Annotated in this window: 18 protein-coding genes; 16 read left to right on the forward strand and 2 right to left on the reverse strand. The window is 64.5% G+C overall.

The genetic code is table 11. From position 1 onward, the window contains the following. Positions 1 to 23: 23 nt before the first annotated feature. The 16 genes from NUX07_RS03645 (at position 24) to NUX07_RS03720 (ending at position 17,677) form a co-directional block, all read left to right on the forward strand. Positions 24 to 1,220, forward strand: a complete 1,197-nt coding sequence (locus NUX07_RS03645) for a Mur ligase family protein (RefSeq protein WP_322597184.1) — start codon at positions 24 to 26, stop codon at positions 1,218 to 1,220. Beyond that, entirely contained in the window at positions 1,217 to 2,383 is a 1,167-nt protein-coding gene (locus NUX07_RS03650; protein ID WP_265528915.1) for an FtsW/RodA/SpoVE family cell cycle protein, read from the forward strand. The genes NUX07_RS03645 and NUX07_RS03650 overlap by 4 nt, the downstream gene beginning before the upstream one ends. Further along, entirely contained in the window at positions 2,380 to 3,525 is a 1,146-nt protein-coding gene (murG, locus tag NUX07_RS03655; protein ID WP_265528916.1) for an undecaprenyldiphospho-muramoylpentapeptide beta-N-acetylglucosaminyltransferase, read from the forward strand. The genes NUX07_RS03650 and murG overlap by 4 nt, the downstream gene beginning before the upstream one ends. Continuing rightward, positions 3,522 to 4,946: a UDP-N-acetylmuramate--L-alanine ligase gene (murC, locus tag NUX07_RS03660; protein WP_265528918.1), complete on the forward strand. Its 1,425-nt coding sequence runs from the start codon at positions 3,522 to 3,524 to the stop codon at positions 4,944 to 4,946. Before murG ends, murC begins: the two co-directional genes overlap by 4 nt. Before the next feature lie 2 nt (positions 4,947 to 4,948). Next, positions 4,949 to 5,827 carry a UDP-N-acetylmuramate dehydrogenase gene (gene murB, locus NUX07_RS03665; protein ID WP_407696158.1) on the forward strand — a complete coding sequence of 293 codons (879 nt, stop codon included), beginning with the start codon at positions 4,949 to 4,951 and terminating at the stop codon, positions 5,825 to 5,827. Next, entirely contained in the window at positions 5,824 to 6,750 is a 927-nt protein-coding gene (locus NUX07_RS03670; RefSeq protein ID WP_265528921.1) for a D-alanine--D-alanine ligase, read from the forward strand. The genes murB and NUX07_RS03670 overlap by 4 nt, the downstream gene beginning before the upstream one ends. Positions 6,751 to 6,776: 26 nt before the next feature. Next, entirely contained in the window at positions 6,777 to 7,592 is an 816-nt protein-coding gene (locus tag NUX07_RS03675) for a cell division protein FtsQ/DivIB (RefSeq protein WP_265528922.1), read from the forward strand. After that, a complete protein-coding gene (gene ftsA, locus NUX07_RS03680) occupies positions 7,579 to 8,814 on the forward strand; it encodes a cell division protein FtsA (protein WP_265528923.1) in 1,236 nt (411 codons plus the stop codon). Before NUX07_RS03675 ends, ftsA begins: the two co-directional genes overlap by 14 nt. 198 nt (positions 8,815 to 9,012) lie before the next feature. Further along, entirely contained in the window at positions 9,013 to 10,449 is a 1,437-nt protein-coding gene (gene ftsZ, locus NUX07_RS03685; RefSeq protein ID WP_265528924.1) for a cell division protein FtsZ, read from the forward strand. Between the two features lie 105 nt (positions 10,450 to 10,554). Next, the gene (locus NUX07_RS03690; RefSeq protein ID WP_265528925.1) at positions 10,555 to 12,168 is read left to right on the forward strand and encodes an SPOR domain-containing protein; all 1,614 of its coding nucleotides are present in this window, start codon (positions 10,555 to 10,557) and stop codon (positions 12,166 to 12,168) included. A 2-nt stretch (positions 12,169 to 12,170) separates the two neighbouring features. Beyond that, the gene (locus tag NUX07_RS03695; protein WP_265528926.1) at positions 12,171 to 13,328 is read left to right on the forward strand and encodes a deoxyguanosinetriphosphate triphosphohydrolase; all 1,158 of its coding nucleotides are present in this window, start codon (positions 12,171 to 12,173) and stop codon (positions 13,326 to 13,328) included. Between the two features lies 1 nt (position 13,329). Further along, positions 13,330 to 13,998: an NAD(P)H-binding protein gene (locus NUX07_RS03700; protein ID WP_265528928.1), complete on the forward strand. Its 669-nt coding sequence runs from the start codon at positions 13,330 to 13,332 to the stop codon at positions 13,996 to 13,998. Continuing rightward, entirely contained in the window at positions 13,995 to 14,492 is a 498-nt protein-coding gene (locus NUX07_RS03705; protein WP_265528930.1) for a hypothetical protein, read from the forward strand. Before NUX07_RS03700 ends, NUX07_RS03705 begins: the two co-directional genes overlap by 4 nt. 62 nt (positions 14,493 to 14,554) lie before the next feature. Next, positions 14,555 to 15,955 carry a DUF1800 domain-containing protein gene (locus NUX07_RS03710; RefSeq protein ID WP_265528931.1) on the forward strand — a complete coding sequence of 467 codons (1,401 nt, stop codon included), beginning with the start codon at positions 14,555 to 14,557 and terminating at the stop codon, positions 15,953 to 15,955. 1 nt (position 15,956) lies between these two features. After that, positions 15,957 to 17,093, forward strand: a complete 1,137-nt coding sequence (locus NUX07_RS03715; protein ID WP_265528933.1) for a DUF1501 domain-containing protein — start codon at positions 15,957 to 15,959, stop codon at positions 17,091 to 17,093. A 59-nt stretch (positions 17,094 to 17,152) separates the two neighbouring features. Further along, positions 17,153 to 17,677 carry a D-Ala-D-Ala carboxypeptidase family metallohydrolase gene (locus tag NUX07_RS03720; RefSeq protein ID WP_265528934.1) on the forward strand — a complete coding sequence of 175 codons (525 nt, stop codon included), beginning with the start codon at positions 17,153 to 17,155 and terminating at the stop codon, positions 17,675 to 17,677. Here the strand turns inward: NUX07_RS03720 and NUX07_RS03725 are convergent. Continuing rightward, positions 17,674 to 18,042, reverse strand: a complete 369-nt coding sequence (locus NUX07_RS03725) for a DUF6768 family protein (RefSeq protein WP_265528936.1) — start codon at positions 18,040 to 18,042, stop codon at positions 17,674 to 17,676. The genes NUX07_RS03720 and NUX07_RS03725 overlap by 4 nt on opposite strands. Continuing rightward, positions 18,039 to 18,587 carry an RNA polymerase sigma factor gene (locus tag NUX07_RS03730; protein WP_265528938.1) on the reverse strand — a complete coding sequence of 183 codons (549 nt, stop codon included), beginning with the start codon at positions 18,585 to 18,587 and terminating at the stop codon, positions 18,039 to 18,041. Before NUX07_RS03730 ends, NUX07_RS03725 begins: the two co-directional genes overlap by 4 nt. Positions 18,588 to 18,659 lie beyond the last annotated feature (72 nt).

Here is an 18,659-nt window from a genome sequence, read left to right on the forward strand (position 1 = left end):
CCTGGCGGGGCAGACGCTATGCGGTGTACGGGCTCGCGCGCTCGGGGCTGGCGAGTGTCGATGCGCTGGTCAAGGCGGGCTGCGAGGTGGCCTGCTGGGACGATAATGAAGACGCGCGTGCAAAGGCGAACCCCTTCGCCCAGCGCATCGATTTCGTGAAACAGGGGCTGGAGGGCTACGATAGCCTTGTCGTCTCCCCCGGCGTTCCCATCAACCGTCATCCCATCGCCGAGAAGGCACGCGTGGCAGGCGCCGAGATTATCGGCGATGTGGAATTGTTCGCCCGTTGCCGCGATGCGCTGCCGGGCCATGCCGTCGTCGGTATTACCGGCACCAACGGCAAGTCGACGACGACAGCGCTGATCGATCATGTCTTGCGCGAGGCCGGCGTGCCGAGCATCGCGGCCGGCAATATCGGCGAACCCATCCTCTCGATCGACCCGCTCCCCGAAGGCGGGGTCTATGTGCTCGAACTGTCGAGCTACCAGATCGACATCACGCAGAGCCTCGATTGCGAGGTGGCGGTATTGCTCAACATCACGCCCGACCATCTCGATCGGTATGACGGTGATTTTGAAAAGTACCGCGCCTCCAAGATGCGCCTGTTCGAGATGCAATCAAAGGGAGTGGCCATCGAAGGGCCTGACGTCGAGGCAGAACCCTACCGAGATTTCGTCAGGTGGCAGGAGCATTTTCCGGCGCTCCAGGGCCCGCATAATGCGCAGAATGCCATCGCCGCCGTCATGGCATGCTCGGCGCTTGGGCTGGAGCGGGGACAGATCGAACAGGGCCTGGCAAGCTTTCCCGGCCTGCCGCATCGCATGGAGATTGTCGCCGAGAAGGATGGCGTGCTGTTCGTCAACGATTCAAAGGGCACCAATCCGGCGGCCAGTGCGCCCGCACTGGCGGCCTATGAGAATATCCGCTGGATCGTGGGCGGGCAGGCGAAGACCGAAACACTCGATGAACTCGAGGCGCAGCTCGGCCATGTCACCAAGGCCTATCTGATCGGCGAAAGTGCTGAATTGTTTGAAAGACTCTTGTCCGGAAAGGTCGAGACTCTACAGTGTGAGACCGTGGGCAACGCAGTGAAATTGGCGGCACAAGATGCGAAGGAAGGAGATGTCGTGCTCCTCTCGCCCGCGTGCGCCAGCTTCGACCAGTTTTCCGACTTCGAGAAGCGCGGCGAAGCCTTCCGCGCTGCGGTGGAGGCGCTATGAAATTCGCCCCGCCCAAGACGCGTTATGGCCGCGCCGACCGCTCCGAACTGGGGCGATGGTTCTGGGAGGTCGACAAGGTCCTCCTGCTGATGCTGGCGGCGCTGATCGGCATTGGACTGATCGCGGTGGCGGCGGCATCGCCGGCGGCGGCGGAACGCTATTCGGGCGGCGATGTGCGCGTGCCCGAACTCTACTTCTTTACGCGCCAGCTGATGTGGCTGGCGGTGAGCATTCCGATCATGCTGATCGTATCGATGATGAGCCGTGAAAAAGCCAAGCGCTGGAGCCTGATTGGCGCAGGCATCCTGTTCGTCGCGTTGGCGCTGGTGCCGTTTATCGGATCAGAGACCAACGGCGCGCAGCGCTGGCTCGACCTTGGCATATCGCGCTTCCAGCCGTCGGAGTTTCTCAAGGCCTTCTACATCGTCGCCATCGCCTGGATATTCAGTCTCAAAAAGGTGCCCGGCGCGCTCATCACCGGAGCGTGGCTGGCGGTCATTTGCGCCTTGCTTATGATGCAGCCCGATTTCGGGACAACCGTTTTGTTTGCTGCCGTCTGGGTCGCGTTGTTCGCGCTGTCGGGTGCCAACGTGCGCATCCTTGGCGCGTTGGCCGTGCTCGGCGTCGTGGGCATCATCGCGGCCTATTTCTTCTACGATGTCGCGACCGCGCGTATCGATGCCTTCCTGTTCGGCGAGGGCGACAATTTCCAGACAAGCAACGCCATGGCGACGCTCACCGCGGGCGGGCTGTTCGGGCTCGGGCCGGGGGCGGGGACACGCAAGTTCACGCTGCCCGAACCGCAGACCGATTATATTTTCAGCGTAATCGGCGAAGAATTTGGGCTGATCGCCTGCCTGATCATCGCACTGCTTTACCTCGGCATCGTCGCCCGGGTGCTGATCAAACTGCTCGATGAGGACGATCGCTTCACCATCCTCGCGGCCTCGGGCCTCGTCATCATGTTCGGACTGCAGGCTTTCATCAACATGGCGGTCAACGTGCAGATCGCCCCGTCGAAAGGCATGACGCTGCCCTTCATTTCCTATGGCGGTTCGTCCATGATCGCGCTGTCGATCATGATGGGGCTGTTGCTCGCCTTCACGCGCGCCAATCCCTATCTCAACCGCAGTCCCTATGTCGTGAAATGGAGCGCCACATGAATGTCACCCTCGCCGCCGGCGGAACGGGCGGACATATGGTCCCGGCGCATGCGCTCGCCGAAGAGCTCAAGCGACGCGGGCACGGCGTGATGCTGGTCACCGACAAGCGCGGCGCGCAGATCCCGGGCATCTTCGACGATGTCGAGGTGCGCGTGCTGCCCGCGGGGCGCCTCGAAGGCGGGCTGCTGGGACCGATCAAGACGCTGTGGGGCGTCTACAAGGGCACCAAGGCGGCCAAGGCGCTGTACGAGGAATTTCCGCCCGATGTGGTCGTGGGGTTTGGCGGTTATCCGGCGATGCCGGGCTGCCTTGCCGCCAACCGTATCGGCGTGCCGACCCTGCTGCACGAACAGAATGCAGTGCTCGGCCGCGTGAACCGGGCGCTGGCGCGCAAGGCCAAGGCGGTCGCGACCGCCTACAAAAACGTGCAGCGGCTCGATCCCAAGAAGGCAGTGCTGGTGGGCAACCCTGTACGCGTCGAAGTGCAGCGGCTGGGCGAGATCGCTTATCCCACGGTCGAAGAAGGCGGGCCGCTTCACCTGCTGATCACCGGCGGCAGCCAGGGCGCGTCGATCCTTGGCGAATTCATTCCGCGCGCGCTCGGCGAAATGGACGAGGCACTGCGCCACCGGTTGAACGTAGTGCACCAGTGCCGTCCCGAAGACCTCGAAGCCGTCCGGCAGGCCTATGTCGATCTCGACATTCCGGCCGAAGTGATGACCTATATCGAGGACATGCCCAAGCGGATCGGCGATGCGCATCTCATCATCGCGCGCGCCGGTGCCTCGACGATCGCCGAGCTGGCGGTGGCGGGACGGCCTGCGATCCTCATTCCGCTCCCGACCGCAGCCGACGATCACCAGACCGCGAACGCGATGGAAATGGCGAAAGCGGGCGGCGCACGCATGATCAGGCAGGCCGACCTTACGCCGGGCGTATTGGCGCGCCAGATCGCGGAAGTCGTGACCGATCCCGAAACGCTTTCGACCGCTGCAGGCCGCGCGCTGTCGGTGGGGCGGCCGCATGCGACCAAGGACCTTGCCGATCTCGTCGAGCGCGTCGGTGCCGGCGACAATCCGCTGCCGACCGATCCCGTCGTGTCGCCGCAGCGTCCGGTGCCGTCGCGCGGAGTGCCCGCATGAAGGCGCTCGGACGCGAAATCGGGACGATCCACTTCGTCGGCATCGGCGGCATCGGCATGTCGGGGATTGCCGAGGTGATGCACCAGCTCGGCTATTCGGTGCAGGGCAGCGACATCAAGGAAAGCCCGGTGATCGAGAAGCTTCGATCCAAGGGGATCGAAGTGGCGATCGGGCAAAAGGCCGAAAATCTCGGCGATGCGGCGGTGGTGGTCTGCTCGACCGCGATCTCGCGCGGCAATCCCGAGGTCGAGGCGGCGATCGAAAAGCGCCTGCCGCTGGTCAAACGCTCCGAGATGCTGGCCGAACTGATGCGCATGCAGGCGACCGTCGCGGTCGCGGGTACGCACGGCAAGACGACCACTACGTCGATGATCGCGGCGATGCTCGATCATGGCGGCATCGAGCCCACCGTCATCAATGGCGGGATCATCAATCGCTATGGATCGAACGCGCGGCTCGGCAAATCCGACTGGATGGTGGTCGAGGCCGACGAGAGCGACGGCAGTTTCTTGCGATTGGACGGCACCGTGGCGGTGGTGACCAACATCGATCCCGAACATCTCGAACATTATGGCAGCTTCGACGCGGTGAAGGATGCCTTCGCACAGTTCATCGAGAATGTGCCCTTTTACGGGCTTGCGGTGATGTGCATCGATCATTCCGAAGTGCAGAACGTGATCAGCCGGATCAAGGATCGCCGTATCCAGACCTATGGCTTTTCCGCGCAGGCCGACGTTCGCGCCGAAAACGTGCGCACGTCGGGCGGCCATTCGACCTTTGACGTGGTGGTGACCGATCGCGACGGGAATTCGCGCACGATCGCGGACGTCGAACTGCCGATGCCGGGCAAGCATAATGTGCAAAACGCGCTGGCCGCGATCGCGGTGGGCATGGAGCTGGGCATGAGCGATGCCGCGGTGGCCTCGGGGTTCGAGACGTTCGATGGCGTCAAGCGCCGCTTCACCAAGGTCGGCGAGGTCGATGGCGCGATCATCATCGATGATTATGCGCACCATCCGGTGGAAATCACCGCAGTGCTCAAGGCGGCGCGCGAGGCGGTGTCTGGACAGGATGAAGGCCGCGTCATCGCGGTCATGCAGCCGCACCGTTATTCGCGCCTCCACGACCTGATGGACGATTTCCAGAACGCCTTCAACGAGGCCGATATCGTGATGGTCACGCCTGTCTACGAGGCTGGCGAAGAGCCGATCGAAGGCGTCGATGCCGCAGCGCTTGCCGATGGGATCAAGGCGCGCGGGCACCGCATGGTGCACACCGTGGAGGATGAGGCCGACCTCGCGCTCGCCTTGCGCGATATTGCCGCGAAGGGCGATATCGTCCTGTGCATGGGCGCGGGCGACATTACGCGCTGGGCGGCGAACCTCGAGGCCGGAATCAAGGAGGCACGCGCGTCCAAATGAGTATGCCCAAGGTACGCGGCAAGCTGACGCAGGATGCGCCGCTCAAGAAACTGGTGTGGTTTAAGTCGGGCGGCAATGCCGACTGGCTATTCGAGCCCGCGGACCTCGACGATCTGCGCGCTTTCTTGCGCGAACTCGATTCCGATGTGCCGGTCATGGGATTGGGGCTGGGGTCCAACATGATCATTCGCGACGGCGGAGTGCCGGGCGTGGTGGTCAAGCTTGGCAAGGCTTTTGCGCAGGTCGAGCTAATCGACGATGTCACGCTGCGTTGCGGTGCCGGAGCGCACGGGGTGCTGGTGTCGTCCAAGGCCCGCGATGCGGGGATCGCGGGGTTGGAATTCCTGCGCTCGATCCCGGGTACGGTTGGCGGCTTCGTGCGCATGAACGGCGGCGCTTACGGGCGCGAGACTTGCGAGATCCTCGTCGAGGCCGACATCGTCACGCGGGACGGCGAGCTGTCGACCTGGAACAATCAGCAATTCGGCTATTCCTATCGCCACAGCGAACTGCCCGAAGGCGCGATCGTGGTAAGCGCGGTGTTTCGCGGCGAACCGGGCGAGCCCGACGCCATCCAGGCGGAGATGGATCGCATCCAGGAAGCGCGAGAGAATTCGCAGCCGGTGCGCACCAAGACCGGTGGTTCGACCTTCAAGAACCCGCCCGAGGGCAAGGCCTGGGAGCAGGTCGATGCGGCGGGCTGCCGCGGGCTGATGAAGGGCGGCGCGCAGGTCAGCGAGAAACATTGCAACTTCCTCATCAACACCGGCGATGCAACGAGCGCCGACATTGAAGGGCTTGGCGAGGAAGTGCGCGAACGCGTGAAGAAACATTCGGGCGTCGAGCTCGAATGGGAAATCCAGAGGGTGGGACGCAAGTGAACAAGGACATTCATGTCGTCGTCCTGATGGGCGGCTGGTCGGCCGAACGCGAAGTTTCGCTGTCGAGCGGCAAGGGTGTCGTGAAGGCGCTGGAAGAGCGCGGCTATACTAATGTCACCGGTCTCGACATGGATCGCGATGTCGCGGCCAAGCTTGCCGAGCTCAAACCCGATGTCGTGTTCAATGCCTTGCACGGGACGCCGGGCGAAGACGGGAGCGTGCAGGGCATGCTCGACCTGATGGGCATCTCCTATACGCATTCGGGCTGCACGACGTCGGCGGTCGCCATCGACAAGCAGCTCACCAAGGCGGTGCTCGAGCCGCACGGCATTCCGATGCCGCCGGGCAAGCTGGTGGAGAGCGCCAGCCTTTATGAAGGCGACCCGTTGCCGCGCCCTTATGTGCTCAAACCCGCCAATGAAGGCAGCTCGGTCGGTGTCGCGATCGTCACCGAGGACAGCAATTACGGCCAGCCCATTTCACCCCAGGCCAAGGGCCCGTGGCAGGAATTTGATCGGCTGATGGCGGAGGAATTCATCGCGGGGCGCGAGCTGACGGTCGCGGTGCTGGGCGATGAAGCCTTGTGCGTGACCGAACTGGTCATCGACAATGGCTGGTACGACTACGACCATAAATATACCGACGGCCAGACCACGCATATCTGTCCCGCCGAAGTTTCCGATGACATTGCGCAGCGCATGATGGACCTCGCGCTCGAAGCGCACCGCGTGCTTGGCTGCAAAGGCTGCTCGCGTTCCGACTTCCGCTGGGACGAGACACGCGGCATGGACGGGCTGTTCCTGCTCGAAACCAACACGCAGCCTGGCATGACACCGCTCAGCCTCGTGCCCGAGCAGGCCGCGGCCAAGGGCATCAGCTATGGTGAACTGGTCGAGCGACTGATCGAAGAGGCGCTGGGGTGAGCGCAAGGAAGGTCAAACGAGGTGCCATGGGGCGCAAGCCCACGCGCAAGAAGAAGGTGCAGCCCAAGGGGCCTGCGGACAAGCTGCTGCGCGGCTCGATCATTGCATTTTTCATCATTTTCGGCGTGGCGATCCTGTTCGTGCTGGGCGTGCCGCAAAGCGCGGCGCGCAGTGTCGGCGCGGCGCTTGGTGGGCTGGGCTTTCGGGTGAACAATGTCGACGTTGTCGGCATCGACGCGATGGATCCCGATCCTGTCTATCGCATCGCCCTTGAAGAACGCGAAACCGCGCTGCCGTTGGTCGATGTCGAAGGCGTGCGCGACCAGCTGATGGACTTTGGCTACGTCCGCGATGCGCGCGTCTCGCGCCGCTATCCCGATACGCTGGTGATCGATATTGTCGAACGCACACCCAAGGCCTTGTGGCAGGATGGCGAGCGGTTGATGCTGGTCGACGAGGAAGGCGTAGTGCTGGGCCGTGTCCCGGTCGCCGAAATGCCCGACCTGCCCTTGTTGTTGGGGCCGGGCGCCAATCGTAACTATCCGCAATTGCAACGTATCTTGGACCGCGAGCCTGCATTGGCAAGCCAGCTCGCCTCGGCGCGGTGGGTCGGCGCGCGGCGCTGGGATCTCAATGTGGCCACCGGCGAAATCCTTGCCTTGCCCGAAGGAGAAAAGGCCGCCTCCGATGCGCTTGCCGCTTTCATGCGCAACGACCGCGCCAATCCGCTGCTCGGCATCGGGGTGAAACGCTACGACCTCAGGATCGAAGGGCAGGCGATCGCGCGCATGCCCGAACCCGTCGACACCTATCGGGAAGAGGGCGCCAATGGCAGTCAGTGACGCGCAGCTCTTCGCCGCGCTCGATATCGGGTCATCGAAGGTTTCCGCGCTGGTCGTGCGGCGGCATGACGACGGTCGGCTCGAGGTGCTCGGCTCGGGCCAGCGCGAAGGCCGCGGGGTCAAGCGCGGCTACATCACCGACATGGACCTGAGCGAAACCGCGGTGCGCGAAGCCGTCGACCTTGCCGAGCGCATGAGCGGGGTGAATGTCGAGGAAGTCTGGGCGAGCTTTGCCGCGGGCGGGCTGGTGAGCGACGTCGCGACCGTCGAAGTCGAACTTGGCGGCCATCCGGTCGAGGACAGCGATATCAAGCAATTGCTCGATGCCGGGCGCGGCGCGATCGATCGCGAAGGGCAGGTCGTGCTCCACGCGCATCCCGCGCTCTATACGATTGACGGGGTGCAGGGCGTGAAGAACCCGCGCGGTCTCCATGCCAGCAGGCTGGGGGTCGATATCCACGTCATCGCCGCGGACGAGGCGCCGCTGCGCAATCTCGATACCGTGATCCGGTCAGCGCATCTTGGCGTGGGCGCGATTGTCGCGGCCCCGGTCGCGGCAGCGGCGGCCGTGTTGACCGACGACGAACAGGATCTGGGCGTCGCATTGGTCGAACTGGGTGCGGATGTCACCAATGTTTCGCTGCATCTGGGCGGGATGCTGGTCGGCTTGCGGTCGATCCCGCTTGGCGCGCGCGACATCACCGAGGATATCGCGATGGCGTTCGGCGTGCCGCGCCGCGATGCCGAGCGCATGAAGTGTTTCTATGGTTCGGCGATGCAGAGCCCGCGCGACAATCACGAAATGATCGACGCCGAACGCGGCGCAGGATCGCAGAAGATCAGCCGCGCGCAGCTCGTCACAGTCATTCGCGGCCGGATCGAGGAGATCGCCACCGAGGTCGATACGGCCTTAAAGGCGCTCGGTTTTTCGGGGCCTGTCGGCGGGCAGGTCGTGATTACCGGCGGCGGTGCGGAACTCAAGAACCTCGACGACTATATGCAAGGCGTGCTCGGGCGCAGCGTGCGGTTCGGCAAGCCCAAAACGATGTCCGGGCTGCCCGACGCATTGGCGGGGCCGGCGTCGGCGACGCTGGTGGGGCTGGCGCAACTTGCCGGTCGCGGCACGGGGCATGACGGCGACCTTGCACTGGGCGAGATTACGCGGCGCAAATCGCGCGGTGGCCTGCTGTCACGGCTCATTTCGGCATTGCGCGAAGGGTAATATGCAAAAGTGAAAAACGTGTCCGCGGGGCTACTAACCTTTGTTAAATTGTGGCTAATTGGACTCAGGTCAGTCCCATTATGAATCAAATCTTCACTTTTTTGGGGCGCGGACTATTTTTTCCTTGGGCCAGAGTCCGTGCTGTGCAAAGATTCATCCAAGAGAGTCAGACGCTTGCAATGAAAGAGGGGCTTCCAAATGAGCTTTGACCTGATGCGACCCGAAGTGGACGAGCTGCGTCCCAGAATCAGCGTGATCGGTGTCGGGGGCGCCGGTGGCAATGCGGTGGCGAACATGATGCAGGCGGACGTCCAGGGCGTCGAATTTCTCGTCGCCAATACGGATGCGCAGGCGCTGAATGCCAGCGAGGCCGACACGCGCATCCAGCTCGGTCTCAAGATCACCCAGGGTCTTGGTGCAGGGTCGCGTCCGGAGATCGGCCGCGCGGCGGCCGAAGAATCGCTCGAGGAAATCGACAAGCTGCTCGAAGGTGCGCACATGTGCTTCATCGCTGCGGGCATGGGCGGCGGCACCGGCACCGGTGCGGCGCCCGTCATCGCCAAGCAGGCGCGCGGCAAGGGCATCCTGACCGTTGGCGTGGTGACCAAGCCGTTCGCGTTCGAAGGGTCGCGCCGCATGCGGTCGGCCGACGCGGGCATCGAGGAATTGCAGCAGCACGTCGACACGCTGATCGTCATCCCGAACCAGAATCTGTTCCGTCTCGCCAACGCCGACACGACGTTCAAGGAAGCGTTCGAGATGGCGGACGAGGTCTTGAAGCAGGGCGTTCGCGGCATCACCGATCTCATGGTCATGCCGGGCCTTATCAACCTCGACTTTGCCGATGTGCGCTCGGTGATGGGCGAAATGGGCAAGGCGATGATGGGCACGGGCGAAGCTTCGGGCGACAACCGCGCCATCGAAGCCGCCGAAAAGGCCATTTCCAACCCGCTGCTCGACGGTGTCAGCATGAAGGGCGCCAAGGGCGTGATCATCTCGATCGTCGGCGGCGAAGACATGAAGCTGATGGAGGTCGACGAGGCTGCAAGCCACATCAAGGAACTGGTCGACGACGACGCCAACATCATCTGGGGCAGCGCGTTCAACCAGGACATGGACGGCCAGATCCGCGTCAGTGTGGTTGCCACGGGTATCGACGGCGAAGAGGCGGCCATGCCCAAACCCGCGGCAACGGCGACCACGGCGTCGACGCAGCCGGGCAAGGTCTTCACCTTCCCGACGCCCAAGACCGCGCCAACCGGACCCGACGATACGCCGACGCAGGTCAGCGTCCCTGAAACCGCCAACGAGGAAGAGGAAATCCTCGACCTTACGGCTGAAGACGAGGCCGACGAACTGGTGCTCGACAATGAAGACGTGCTGACCCCGCCGGTCACCAAACCGCCTTTCGTTGCGCCGGCCACGGACGACCTGTTGGACGACGAAGATGTCGAAGGCGAAGTGACGGCCGAAAAGCCTGCCGCTGGCGCCGCGTCGGGTGGCACGCTGTTCGAACGGATGAGCAATATCGCCAAGGGAGCAGGTGAAACCGAATCGCGCGCTGCCGAAGGTCCCGGTTTCCGCCGCGAACCGATTGATATCCCTAGCTTTCTCAATCGACAGAATAACCAGTAAAACCATGATAGGGACGGGCCTCGGCTCGTCCCTTTCGTCACACGGGCCGGCGTTACCGGCCATTTGGTCATCCCATGGACAGCAAGCATCTGGCATGAGCACGCGATGCATAAAATGACCTTCCCCTATCTTGCCGGCGCCGCATTAGCCGCGCTCCTCCCGGCCACGACGTTCACCGTTCCTGCCGCTGCGGTCACTCAACAGCAGAGCGCGCCCGATGCGCTGAAGGAAGCGTTGCAGGTGCTGGCGTCGAATCCGCGCGATTTCGATGCGCTGCTGAAGGCGGGTCAGGCATCGGTAACGCTGGGCGATTTGCAGGCTGCGGGCGGCTTTTTCGGCCGCGCCGCCGATCTCAGGCCCGATGACCCCAGGCCGCAGGCCGGCATGGGTGCCGCGATGGCGCAGGCAGGCGAGGCCGAGCGAGCGCTGGCCTATTTTGCCGCCGCCGAGGAACGCGGTGGGACACCCACGCAATTCGGCGTTGATCGCGGGCTCGCCTACGATCTCCAGGGAAATTTGAAGGCCGCCGAGGCCGAGTACCGCGCGAGTCTTGGGCGCGAGCGTGATGCCGATGCACGGCGTCGACTAGCGCTGAACCTGGCCATGCAGGGCGAGCGCACCGCCGCAATCGCCTTCCTGCAGCCATTGTTGAACCAGGGCGATAGCGGGGCGCAGCGGAGCCGCGCTTTCGTGCTTGCGCTCACAGGCGACCTCGACGGTGCGCGCCGTGCCATCGACTATGCCATGCCGGGCACGGGCGACCAGATCGATCCCTTCTTGCGGATGCTCCCTTCGCTGGGCAGCGCGCAAAAGGCTGCCGCCGTGCATCTCGGTCGCTTCCCGACGAGCGCCGATCGCAGCAACGCGCCGACGCCAACGTCGCCGCCGCAGCGGACGGAGACGCGCGTTGCGGAAGCGACGCCGACCCCGCCCCCTGCACCCCGCCGCAGTGCGCCGACGCGCGCGCCCCAGCGGACAGCCGAACGCAGCGACCCGCCGGCGCAGACGTCATCGACGCCCCCTCGCCGTGTCTTCAAGCAGGTCACGATCGAGCGGCCGACGCCGCACGGGATCGATCGGCGTTACGAATTGGTGGAAATTACCGACGCCGGGAAGCCTGAAGAGCCGGGCAATTCGCGTGATTCGCTGGCACCGCGCCCGTCGGTGAGCGAGCGCACCGCTGCCTCGCGCCAGGCCGAAGAACCCGGGTTCAGCCTACCGTCGGTTGATACGGCGCGCGAAAGCCGCGTCGACCGGGTCGACCTGCCGCCGGCTGCCGAACCCGCGCTGGAGGCCGAAGCCGGCGCCGAAGAGACGCGGCTGGCCAGCATCGACGAAACCCTGTCGAAGCTGCCGCCGCCCGCGCCGCGACCCAAATATGAGGCGCCGCCAGCGCCCAAGCCCAAGTTCGAGACCGCGCCGCCGCAACGCGCCGCCGCGCCCGACATCGGCGTTGCGGGCACCCACTGGGTACAGCTTGCCGGTGGCCGTCAGGATGCGATGTCCTATGAATGGCGCCGTCTGCGCCGCGCCGCCAATGGCGCGCTCGACGGGCAGAAGGGGCACGTGACGCAGGGCGTCGATTTCTTTCGCCTGCTGGTCGGCCCGTTCGACAATCGCGCACAGGCGCAGGAGATGGTCAACAAGCTGCGCGCGCAGGGCGTCGACAGCTTTACGTGGCAGCGAAACCCGGCGCGTCTGAAGATCGAAGAATTGTAACAGTGGCGCTGGGGGGGCTGGCGTCCGATCCCGCGGCATCGCGCGGGCGCCTTCATTGCGAAGACGATCGCGGGCCCCGTGGGCCGCGCGATGCATTCCAGCGCGATCGCGACCGGATCATCCATTCGGCCAGCTTTCGCCGCTTGCGCCACAAGACGCAGGTGTTCGTTGCGCCCGACGGCGACCATTATCGTGTCCGCCTGACCCACAGCCTCGAAGTCGCGCAGATTGGCCGCGCCATGGCGCGCGCGCTGGGCCTCAACGAGGATCTGACCGAAGCGCTGTGCCTTGCCCACGATCTCGGCCATCCGCCGTTCGGACATGCTGGCGAAGACGCGCTCGAAGAGAAGCTCGCCGCGGTCGGCGGGTTCGACCATAATGCGCATTCGATCCGGCTGCTGAGCCTGCTCGAATGCCCGTATCCCGGTTTCGATGGGCTCAACCTGTCGTGGGAGATGCTCGAGGGCCTCGCCAAGCATAACGGACCCGTCATCATCCCGCATTGGGCGCTTGCCGAAGCCGACGCGGCGTTCCCGCTCGATCTGCAGAACTGGCCCAGCCTCGAGGCGCAGGTGGCAGCGATCGCCGACGATATCGCCTACGACAATCACGACATCGACGACGGCCTGCGTGCGGGTATCCTCGATCTTGATGCGCTGCTCGAACTGCCGCTGGCGAGGCGCCACTGGGATACACTCGAAGCGCGTCATCCGGGGCTGGACATGGATCGCAAGCGCGCCGCGCTGGTGCGGGACATGATCGGCACGATGGTCGGCGACGTGCTGGCAGAAACGCGTCGACGCGTGACGGAAGCGGGCGTGGAAACCGCCGCCGACGTGCGCGAAGCGGGCCGTCAGCTGGCCGGCTTCTCGGCAGAGATGCGCGACGAGGAGCGGGCGCTCAAGCGCCATCTTTACGCCAACCTCTACGACAGCGCACCGCTCAAGCCGGTACGCGTGGAAGCGCACCGCATCATCGCGAACCTCGCCGATCATCTCATCGCGAACCCCGCCGATCTCCCCGAAGGCTGGCAGCGCGGCGAAGGGGAGGAGGCTCGTCTTCGCGGAATCATCGACTATATAGCCGGCATGACGGACCCATTCGCCATCGCCCGCCACGAAGAATGGATCGGCAAGACCGATCTGGAGGACCGGTTCTAGGATGCGCATCGCGTTGATCGGTGCTTCGGGTCTGATCGGCTCGCACCTGCTTGGCCATCTTGGCAAGCATGAGGTGTTGAGCCTGTCGCGCAGTGCGGCATTGCCCGAACACGAAGGCTGGCGCGAGAAATTGGGCGAGATGGAGGAATGGCCGGCGCTACTCGCGGGCGAGCGCGTCGATGCGGCTATTGCGACTATCGGGACGACTTGGGCCAAGACGCCCGAATGGGAGGCGTATGAGGCGATCGATCGTCACGCGGTGGTAAACTTCGCCCGCGCAGCCAAGGCAGCTGGGGCACGGCACTTGATCGTGGTGTCTTCGAGCATGGCAAATGCGGATTCCTCCAATCGCTATCTGAAGATCAAGGGACTGATGGAGGAGGATGTGAAGGCGCTCGGGTTCGAGCGGCTCGACATCGTCCGGCCCGGCCTGCTGCGCGGAGATCGCGGGTCGGAGCGGCGCTTCAAGGAGAGGTTGGGGATCATGATCTCGCCAGTGACGAACTTGTTGCTGCGCGGCCCGCTGGCGAAATTCCAGGCGATTGATGCTTCGGTCGTCGCCGAGGCGATGGCCAAGATGCTGAGCTGGAGCAAGCCGGGGACACGGGTGCACCACAACCGCGATCTTCGAGCCCGCGCTGCCAAGCCGGCGAGGGTCAACGGGGTATGACCCGGCCCTTTTCCGCCAAGCGTCCAATCATCATGGCCGCGATGGCCGGCAGCTTCCTTGGATCGGCGATCTGGCTTGGCACCGCCATGCTGAGCGGCACGTTTTTCTTTGGCGGCCCGGCGGGGATCGCGCTCGGTTATCTGGTGGCCGCTGCCTTCCTTACGCCCATCGCGGCGCTGGGGATCGTCCTGTTCGGCCTGCCCGCAGCCGAAGCGGTAGGCGACAGCTGGCGCGCCTGGTGGGTGCCCATTGCCGCCATCATCATGGGCGCGATTGCCGGTCGCATTCTCTATTCGATGTTACTCTTCCTGTTGTGGCAGCGGTTGATGCCGCCGGGCGGTTTCGTGTGGGCCGATCCCGGGGTGATCATCGGCGCCTCGGTCGGCCTCGCCTTCTGGTGGTTCGAGCGGCAGTGGCGCATCGTCGATGGTGCGCGGCGCGCCGCCGAGGGCGAGTGGGACGAGCGCACCGGCCCTGATGGCGACATTTTGTGACAGGTTGAAACTGGCGGTAAACAGCCATTTCCAATCATAGTCGCGGCAACGAGGAGACGACAATGTCCGAGTTGCACCATGCGATGGCCCGTTTCGGGCTCGGCGCCCGCGGCGATGAAGAGGCCAGCGGCGATGCCCGTGAATGGCTCGCCGCGCAGCTCGACTGGTTCGACCCCGCCGTTCCGGCCAATCCGCCAAACCGGCGACAGGTCGCGGACAAGATTTCGAGCTTCTACGCGACGCTGCAACGCCTCCGCCAAGACCGTGAAAGCGGAATGGCGATGGAAGACCCCGAGCAGGTCGTGCGCCGACAAGCGCGGCAGACCATGTTGACCGATGGCATGGCGCTCATCGCAAGTCGCACCGGTTCGGCGCTGACCACGCAGACGCCGTTCGTCGAACGGCTGGTGCACTTCTGGTCGAACCATTTCGCGACCTCGGCGCGCAAAGTCGGCGTTTTCGGCATGGCAGGGGTGATGGAGTTCGAAGCCATCCGCCCCAATGTCCTGGGGCGCTTCGAGGATCTGCTGCTGGCGGCGCAGCAACATCCGGCGATGTTGATTTACCTCGACCAGTCATTTTCGCTCGGTCCCAACAGCCGGTTCGCACGCTTTGCGCGCCGACGCGGGCAAGAACGTGGGCTCAACGAAAATCTGGCGCGCGAAATCCTCGAACTGCATACGCTGGGCGTCCGGTCGGGGTACAGCCAGGAAGACGTGACCGAGCTCGCGCGAGCGCTGACCGGGTGGACGGTGGCAGGGCTGCTGCGCGGTCCGCTGCAACGCTTCGCCAAGGGTGAGCCCGGCGATTTCGCCTTCATTTCCGGCATGCACGAACCCGGCGCGCGCACCCTGCTTGGGAAACGCTACGCGAGTGGCGGGCGCGAACAGGGTGAGGCGATGCTCAAGATGCTGGCGCGTCACCCCGCGACGGCGAGGCATATCGCGACCAAGCTGGCGCGGCACTTCGCTGCCGATGATCCGCCGCCCGCCATGGTGGCACGATTGGAGCGCGCCTTCCTCGAAAGCGACGGGGATCTGCCAACCGTCTACCGGGCAATCATCGATAGTCCCGAAGCCTGGGATGCCGAACAATCCAAGTTCCGCGATCCGTGGGACTGGACGATCGCATCGCTGCGCGCGGTGGGCGCGCGCGACATCGAAGGACAGGTGATGTTCGGGGCGTTGAACGAACTCGCCCAACCCGTCTGGCAGCCACCCAGCCCGGCCGGCTGGGACGACAAGGCTGCAGCATGGGCAGCGCCCGATGCACTCGTGCGGCGCGTCGAAGTCGCACAGCGAGTGGCCGATCGCGCCGCCAGAGGGGTCGATGCACGCCAGCTCGCGCCTGCCATTTTGGGCGATAGGCTGAGCGAGAAGAGCGCCCAAGCCATTCGCCGCGCCGAGAGCCCCGCCACCGGCCTCGCCCTATTTCTTGCAAGCCCAGAAATGTTGCGGAGATGAAATGTTGAACCGTAGAACGATACTCAAGAGCGGAGCGGTCGGGCTCGGTGCATTTGCTTTGCCAGGCCTTGCTCTTGCCGGCAGTGCCAACGCCGATGCCAACAAGCGGTTCGTGTTTATCCTGCAGCGCGGCGCCGCCGATGGCCTGGCTACGCTGGCACCGGTCACCGACCCGCGCTGGACGACCTTGCGACGCGACCAGGGCGAAGCGGCGATGGGTGGTCACAAGGTCGATGCCAATTTCCGCCTCCATACGGCGATGACCAATGTCGCCGCGCTCAGCGATGTCGGTCAGGCGCTGTTCGTGCCGGCAGTGGCGACGCCTTACCGTGACCGATCGCACTTCGATGCGCAGAATGTCATCGAAACGGGCGGTGCCAAGGCGTACCAGTTGAAGGATGGCTGGTTGAACCGGCTGGTAGGCCTGCTGGGCGGGCGCGGGCTTGCCTTGGCGCCCACGGTGCCGCTGGCGCTGCGCGGCGATGTGCCGGTAGCAAGCTTCGCGCCCTCAAATTTGCCCGATGCCAGTTACGATCTCATGAGCCGGATCGGCGATCTTTACGCCGAAGACGCGCAATTGGGACCGCTGTGGGCCGAAGCGAAGATGGCGCGCGAGATGGCAGGAGACGCGTCTGCGGCGCGCAATGGCGCTGCGCTGGGCGACCTCGCGGCGCGGATGCTCGCGGGCCCGGATGGCGCGAAGGTCTTGATGATCGAAAGCGATGGCTGGGACACGCATTTCGCGCAGCCCGGTCGCCTCAACGGCCAACTTGGACAAATCGATGCGCTTATCGGCGCGCTGCAGGCAGGGCTTGGCCAGGAGTGGTCAAACACGCTCGTGATGATCGCGACCGAATTCGGGCGGACAGCGGCGCTGAACGGCACCAATGGCACCGATCATGGCACCGGCGCGCTGGCGATGCTGCTGGGCGGCGGCGTGAAGGGTGGCCGCGTGGGCGGCGACTGGCCCGGCCTGTCGCGGCTCTACCAGGATCGCGACGTCTTGCCGACGACCGGGCTCGACGCGTTGGCGTCGACCGCAATCGGCCAGCATTTCGATCTCGATCCGGTGCGTGCGGGCGCGATTCTCTTCCCTGAAACGGCTCCCCTGGCTCTTAACGGGACACTGGTTGGCTGAGAGGGTTTCCCGAATCGGTTAACTTATATTATACAGGTACCGCTAAAGCGGAGGGGCATATGCGCGCGATTCTCGCGATTATGGCGACGATTGGAATGGCCGGATCGGCAGCGGCGCAGGAAGCGCCAGCACAGCGGTCGACCGATTTCGGGATACGTACCGTCGATGGCGGCCGCATGACCGACAGCAATCTCAAGATCGTGACGCCGATGCGCGATGCCGCCTTCGAGATCGACGGCGCCGTTTCGATCGCGCGCCAATATGGACTCGTGACGTCGACCTTCCGCAGCCCCGCGCATAACCGCCGCGTTGGCGGGGCACGCAACAGTTACCACCTTCGCAACCGCGCCATAGATGTGGTGCTGCGCCCCGGCGTGTCACACCGCCAGGTAGATCGCGCCTTCCGTGCCGCCGGCTACCGGCTGGTCGAAAGCCTTAACGAAGGCGATCACAGCCACTTCGCCTTTGGTAGCGGCCTTGCCGTCGATCCCAATCCGACCGAGACGCGGCCCGCCATCCAGATGGTGACGACGGGCCCGCGCCCGACCGATTTCCGCATCGTGACGGTCGGCGCCTCGAATTAGTTCTTGCGCAAGCGAACGACCTGAAGTTCGATCCGTTTGAGCTCCTGCGACAGGCGCTGGATGTGGATTTGCGGCCAGAAGGCCATCTTCACGATCAATGCCATCAGGATGAGCGTTGCGGCGGGTAGCCCCCACCGCAATGCTTCGAGCGGGCTCGCGGCATCGAAGAATCGCAGCGCCATCCACACCCCGGCGATGAACATCAGCAGTTGCACCACGACCAGCACGGCCGAGGCCCATCCCGTCTTGCCGCGAAAAATGCCGAAAACCTGTGTGAAATAGTCGGGTTCATCGCCGATTCGGTGCATCAGGTCGCGCTCTTCGGCATCGAGCGCGTCATCGATCAGCTTGTCGATATCGCTCATTCTTCGTCTCCTTCGTAAAAAGCGCGCAACTTGGCGCGCGCATGCATGAGTCGGGTCTTCGCCGTCCCGGCAGGAATGGAGAGGGCGACGGCGGTTTCGGCCACGGTCAGGCCCTCGAAATAATGTAGCGCGATGGCGGCGCGCTGGCCGGCGGGAAGCGCGCGAATGGCGCGGCGCAGTTCGGCATGCTGGCTGGCCTCCTCGGGGCCGTCACCTTCATCCTCTACCTCGACGTCGAGCGCGGCCACCGGCATTTGGCGTCCGGCCTGCCGACCGGCGGCGCGCGTCACGATGCGGTACGCCCAGGGCGCGAACGCGTTCTCATCGCGCAAATTCGCGATGCCCCGCACGATATCGCGCCACGCCGATTGCACCGCGTCTTCAGCCGCCTCGCGGCGCCCTGTCAGGCGCCACCCATGCGCGACCAGGCGCGGGTGCCAAAGGCGCACCAGGTCGCCGAGCGCGCCGCGATCGCCATCGCGCGCCGCGACCACGAAATAGGCTGTCAGCGCCTGTTTCTTGTCGCGGTTTGCCCCCTTGTTCATGCCCTATAGTGCGCCAATCTGCCCAAATGGTTCAATTGCGATGGGCAGCGCCATTCGCTAGAGGCCGAGCCA

It is taken from the genome of Sphingomicrobium marinum (genome assembly GCF_026157105.1).
Lineage (GTDB): Bacteria > Pseudomonadota > Alphaproteobacteria > Sphingomonadales > Sphingomonadaceae > Sphingomicrobium > Sphingomicrobium marinum.

What these genes read in the sequence shown, in the direction of transcription:
- NUX07_RS03650 (WP_265528915.1), top strand. Translation starts at nt 1,217, where the DNA reads ATGAAATTCGCCCCGCCCAAGACGCGTTATGGCCGCGCCGACCGCTCC.
- murG (WP_265528916.1), top strand. Translation starts at nt 2,380, where the DNA reads ATGAATGTCACCCTCGCCGCCGGCGGAACGGGCGGACATATGGTCCCG.
- murC (WP_265528918.1), top strand. Translation starts at nt 3,522, where the DNA reads ATGAAGGCGCTCGGACGCGAAATCGGGACGATCCACTTCGTCGGCATC.
- murB (WP_407696158.1), top strand. Translation starts at nt 4,949, where the DNA reads ATGCCCAAGGTACGCGGCAAGCTGACGCAGGATGCGCCGCTCAAGAAA.
- NUX07_RS03675 (WP_265528922.1), top strand. Translation starts at nt 6,777, where the DNA reads ATGGGGCGCAAGCCCACGCGCAAGAAGAAGGTGCAGCCCAAGGGGCCT.
- ftsA (WP_265528923.1), top strand. Translation starts at nt 7,579, where the DNA reads ATGGCAGTCAGTGACGCGCAGCTCTTCGCCGCGCTCGATATCGGGTCA.
- ftsZ (WP_265528924.1), top strand. Translation starts at nt 9,013, where the DNA reads ATGAGCTTTGACCTGATGCGACCCGAAGTGGACGAGCTGCGTCCCAGA.
- NUX07_RS03690 (WP_265528925.1), top strand. Translation starts at nt 10,555, where the DNA reads ATGCATAAAATGACCTTCCCCTATCTTGCCGGCGCCGCATTAGCCGCG.
- NUX07_RS03700 (WP_265528928.1), top strand. Translation starts at nt 13,330, where the DNA reads ATGCGCATCGCGTTGATCGGTGCTTCGGGTCTGATCGGCTCGCACCTG.
- NUX07_RS03705 (WP_265528930.1), top strand. Translation starts at nt 13,995, where the DNA reads ATGACCCGGCCCTTTTCCGCCAAGCGTCCAATCATCATGGCCGCGATG.
- NUX07_RS03710 (WP_265528931.1), top strand. Translation starts at nt 14,555, where the DNA reads ATGTCCGAGTTGCACCATGCGATGGCCCGTTTCGGGCTCGGCGCCCGC.
- NUX07_RS03715 (WP_265528933.1), top strand. Translation starts at nt 15,957, where the DNA reads ATGTTGAACCGTAGAACGATACTCAAGAGCGGAGCGGTCGGGCTCGGT.
- NUX07_RS03720 (WP_265528934.1), top strand. Translation starts at nt 17,153, where the DNA reads ATGCGCGCGATTCTCGCGATTATGGCGACGATTGGAATGGCCGGATCG.
- NUX07_RS03725 (WP_265528936.1), bottom strand. Translation starts at nt 18,042, where the DNA reads ATGAGCGATATCGACAAGCTGATCGATGACGCGCTCGATGCCGAAGAG.
- NUX07_RS03730 (WP_265528938.1), bottom strand. Translation starts at nt 18,587, where the DNA reads ATGAACAAGGGGGCAAACCGCGACAAGAAACAGGCGCTGACAGCCTAT.